Source organism: Mesorhizobium sp. M7A.F.Ca.US.002.01.1.1, assembly GCF_004022955.1.
Lineage (GTDB): Bacteria > Pseudomonadota > Alphaproteobacteria > Rhizobiales > Rhizobiaceae > Mesorhizobium > Mesorhizobium ciceri.
The window spans coordinates 1-4,406 of record NZ_RZQE01000483.1 but is presented as its reverse complement, the minus strand read 5'-3'; the positions used below and the strand labels follow the sequence as shown (position 1 = coordinate 4,406).

General features: G+C 62.0%; 4 protein-coding genes. 1 reads left to right on the top strand and 3 read right to left on the bottom strand.

Annotation, left to right across the window (positions count from 1 at the left end; genetic code table 11):
• The coding region (locus tag EN932_RS30185; RefSeq protein WP_164890689.1) for an FAD-binding oxidoreductase at positions 1-1,301 on the bottom strand (1,301 nt) is incomplete at its 3' end.
• A gap of 86 nt (positions 1,302-1,387) precedes the next feature.
• Between EN932_RS30185 and EN932_RS30180 the strand changes: the two genes are divergently transcribed.
• On the top strand, positions 1,388-2,419 hold the full coding sequence (locus tag EN932_RS30180) for a helix-turn-helix domain-containing protein (protein WP_128369296.1): 1,032 nt from the start codon (positions 1,388-1,390) through the stop codon (positions 2,417-2,419).
• A gap of 285 nt (positions 2,420-2,704) precedes the next feature.
• Here the strand turns inward: EN932_RS30180 and EN932_RS30175 are convergent, their stop codons facing one another.
• Both EN932_RS30175 and EN932_RS30170 read right to left on the bottom strand, forming a co-directional pair.
• Positions 2,705-3,658: a PleD family two-component system response regulator gene (locus EN932_RS30175; protein ID WP_281039789.1), complete on the bottom strand. Its 954-nt coding sequence runs from the start codon at positions 3,656-3,658 to the stop codon at positions 2,705-2,707.
• 64 nt (positions 3,659-3,722) lie between these two features.
• Positions 3,723-4,406 (bottom strand): chemotaxis protein CheB (locus EN932_RS30170; protein ID WP_128369295.1); only part of this gene is annotated, 684 nt, incomplete at its 5' end.

Sequence of the window (4,406 nt, the reverse complement as noted above, 5' to 3'; positions counted from 1 at the left end):
CGTACGAGGTCCGCTCCTTCGCCATGGCCGGGGAAGTTCAGATAGAGGCGCCCGGTCGAGTAGCGCTGCACGTCCTGCCAGAAGCTGCGAACCCAGCCGATGTTCGCATCGTCCTCGTCAGCGCCTGGCCAAATGGCATCGAGGCTGAGCATGAAGGGCATGGAGCGGTCGCCGAAGGCAGTCTCATCGGCTGCAACGCGCTGGACGAAACCGCCGAACTTCCAGATCGAGGCGAAGGTCATTTCGGAGGGCCGCTTCGCCATCCGTACCGTGATCTCCCCGATGGCCTCGTCGTCCAGGCGCGAGAGGTAGGTGGATTTCCAGTAGCAGCGGTCGCGGCCTTTCGGGAACAGCCCGTCATAGAGCGACTGGATGGTGCGATATGGCATGCGGCCGCTGAAATCGACGAGCGGTTCCCCAAAACTGCGCAACGGCGCCACGACCCGCTCGCCCTCGTCGGCCGGTCCGTCATAGACATGCGCGAGCGCCAGGACGCGCCGGCCCCTTGCATGCTCGGGGATCGAGGGATCGTCGGGCAGCGTCGAGAATTCCGCCAGGCCGCTCAGGCGATCGGGTGCGGTCTGCATGAAGTCGCGCCAGAGTGGAATGATCTCGTTGGCGCGCTCTTCGGGATAGGCCGGACCGCATAACATCAGCTCCGGCTCGATCGGATGCAGCTTGAACTCGAAGCTCGTCACCACGCCGAAATTGCCGCCGCCGCCGCGCAGCGCCCAGAAGAGATCCGGGTTCTGGGTCGCGTCGGCATGGATGAGGCGGCCATCGGCGGTCACCAGATCGGCCGCCAGCAGATTGTCGACGCTGAGGCCGTGGCTGCCGCGCAGCCAGCCGATGCCGCCGGAAAGAGTTAGGCCGGCAACGCCCGTCGCCGAGATGAGGCCGCCCGGCGTGGCGCGATCAAGCGGGGTGGTGGCCGCATCGACATCGGCCCAGGTGGCGCCGCCCTCGACGAAGGCGCAATCGAGGTCGGGCGCGACCCGCACGCCATTCATCAGCGACATGTCGATCATTAGGCCGCCGTCGCAGATGGCGTAGCCAGCAACATTGTGACCGCCCGAGCGGATCGCGATCGCCAACCGATGCTCGCGCCCGAAATTCACCGACGCCACGACATCGGCAGCATTCCGGCAGCGCGCGATGAGGGCCGGACGGCGGTCGATCATGCCGTTCCAGACGACCCGTGTCGCGTCATAGCAAGGGTTCGACGGCTCCAGCACCTCGCCGCGCAAGATGGAACGGAAGCTTTCGATGCTCGATGGTGCAAGGGTAGCGGTGGCGGCCATGGGGCGGTCTCCTCGTTTCACGCACGCTAGCGCGGCGCGGGCACGGCCGCTAAAGTCGAAAATGCTGGAAGGCGGTCATTTCTGCCATGGTTGAACAGACCAGACCATTGAATGTGGCGATCCTTGCCGCTCCGGAGGCTACCGCCTCCACGATCTACGGCATGTTCGACCTGTTTTCCTCGCCCGGCAGGGATTTCCTGTTCATAACCAGCGGTGCGGCGGGCACGCCGCGCATGCGGCCCTATGTGGTTGCTGGGGACGGCAGCCCGTTTCGCGCTGCAAACGGCATCTGGGTGCGCCCAGATCACAGCCTTGCCGATTGCCCGCCACCCGACATCGTCTGTATTCCAGATTTCTTCGTCAATCCGAGAGAAAGCGTCGCCGGGCAGTATGACGCCGAAGCCGCATGGCTGAAGCGAGCGCATGACGACGGCGCCATGCTGGCCAGCGCTTGTTCGGGCGCGGTGCTGCTCGGCGAGGCCGGGCTGCTCGACAATCGCGAGGCCACAATTCACTGGGGCTATGTCGAGACGCTCACGAACAACTACCCCGGCGTGAAGGTGAGGCCGGACCAGTCGCTTGTGCTGAGCGGCGAGGCGCAACGGGTGGTCATGGCGGGAGGCGGCTCGAGCTGGCAGGATCTCGCCCTCTATCTCATCGCGCGCTTTGTCGGCCTCAAGGAGGCGATGGAGGTCGCCAAGGTCTACATGCTGCAGTGGCACGACATGGGCCAGCAGCCCTTCGCCGCGCTGATGCGCTTTCGCCAGACCAGCGACGCGGTGATCAACCGGTGCCAGAGATGGGCGGAACTCAACTACCGGACGCCGTCGCCCGTCGCAGCCATGACCAAGTTGTCAGGCCTGTCCGAGCGCTCCTTCGTGCGCCGCTTCGCGAGGGCTACGGACATGAAGGCTATCGACTACATCCATGCGCTCAGACTCGAGAAGGCAAAGCAGCTGCTGGAGGGGGGCGATCTCCCTGTCGAAGCGGTGGCGAATGAAGTCGGCTACGAGGATGCGAGTTTTTTCGGGCGTCTTTTCCGCCGCAAGGTCGGGGTGACGCCGGCGCAATATCGCATTCGCTTCGGTGCTCTCCGGCGAGCATTGAGCCGCGATTGATTCTCAACCATCGCGGCGCGATGCCGATATTCCGCTTGGCGCCTCAAGTCAGCCGTTGAGCTGGCCCCAGCGGAATCCCAAAAGCAGAAATTCGAGCGATCAGGCGAACCGGCACGTTCCCACCCAGAACCGGACGCCCAGCGGTCATTAACGATGGGTTCGAGCTCCAGCCGCAAAGTAAGCGAGCTGGTCGGCATAGAGCTTCTTGAAGGCCGGGCGAGCCCAGGCGCGTTCAACGTACGCTCAGAAAGTTCCATCTTAGCCTGAGAAGTGCGTTGAGCTTGTCTAGCTGCGGGACATATGAAGCGCGACACGATTTCGTCCTTCCGATTTGGCACGAAATAGGGCCAAATCGGCGGCATTGACGAAATCATTTGGCGTCTCGTCCGCGGTGGGCACCGCTGTTGCAACGCCGACGCTGATGGTCACACGATCCGGGCCGTGGGGTATGTTCAACTCCCGCACGCCCTGGACGAGCCGCTCTGCGATCGCACTGGATTGTTCCAGTAAAGTGTCGACCAGCACGACCACGAACTCTTCGCCTCCGTACCTCGCAGCGAGGTCGGTGGAGCGGCCGGAACCGCTCTGGATCACGCGGGCGATTTGCTTGAGCACCTCATCGCCGGCCATATGGCCATAGGTATCGTTGTATCGTTTGAAGTTGTCGGCATCGATCATCAACAGCGACAATGGGGACTGTGCGCGAAAAGCGCGCTTCCATTCGGCCGCCAGATATTCATCAAAATAGCGCCTGTTGCCGAGGCCCGTCAGGCCATCGATCCGCGTCAGACGTTCAAGCTCGAGATTTGCACTGATCAGCTGTCGCTGGCTTTCCCTTAGCGCTCGGTATGCCGCGTCTCGCTGGACGTGATCCAGATAAGCCCGCGTGTGATATCGAATACGTGCAATCAGCTCGATACGATCCGGCAGTTTGACGAGATAGTCGTTCGCTCCCGCAGCAAAGGCTTCGCCCTTGGTGGCTGGATCTTCCTTGCTCGACAGCACAATGACTGGGACCGCGCGTGTCGACGCATGCTTCCTGTATTCTCGCACCAGATGCAGCCCATCGACGCCGGGCATGACGAGATCCTGCAGGATAACGGTTGGCTTTACCTCATCCGCGACTGTCATTGCTCTCAACGGGTCGGTGCAGAAGTGTAGGGAAATATCGGGTTCGTTGGCTAGAGCGCGCCTGACCGCCTCGCAAACCATGATCTGATCATCGATGAGCAGAACCATGGATGAATAGTTGTCTGTGAGTGGCGGGACCAGCTCTGGTTCTTGCGTCATCGGACGAGCCTTTTCACGTGGAGCGCTCGCAGGCTTCGATTATACGTGAGCCGATCGCACTCAAAGGAAGAATATCAACAGCCGCGCCGATTTCGGCGGCGGCCTTCGGCATGCCATAGACTGCACTGGTTGCTCGATCCTGGGCGATCGTGAGATGCCCTTTGTCGCGGAGCTGTCTTAGCCCGCGCGCACCATCCCTGCCCATGCCTGTGAGCAGGACACCAATCACAGAGCCAGGCCACCATTGCGCCGCACTTCCGAAGAACACATCAACGGACGGCCGATAAACATTGTCCTTGGGGCTGGGCGTATAGCCAAGTTGTTGAGCTGACTTGAAAACCAGATGATCCGCAGAACTGGCTACGAGAACAGTGCCCGCTTGAGGACTATCCTTTTCCCGCGCCGGACGGATCGGGAGAGGCGTATGCTGTCCCAGCCAATCAGTAAGCCCCGGCACGAACTGAGCATCGAGATGCTGGACGAGCACGATCGCGCCGTCAAAATCAACGGGAAACGCACTCAGGACTGCGGCAACGGCGGCCGGCCCGCCCGCGGAGGCGCCGATTGCAATTAAGCGTCGAGGTGTCGGCTCAGCGTCACGTGACATCCGCCTTTTTGTCTTGGCCGGCGCATCACCGATCAGCTTGCCGATCGTCGCAATCTTGTTCGTTAGAAGCCGTGCGGATTGCGAGGACGC

What these genes read in the sequence shown, in the direction of transcription:
- EN932_RS30180 (WP_128369296.1), top strand. Translation starts at nt 1,388, where the DNA reads ATGGTTGAACAGACCAGACCATTGAATGTGGCGATCCTTGCCGCTCCG.
- EN932_RS30175 (WP_281039789.1), bottom strand. Translation starts at nt 3,658, where the DNA reads ATGGTTCTGCTCATCGATGATCAGATCATGGTTTGCGAGGCGGTCAGG.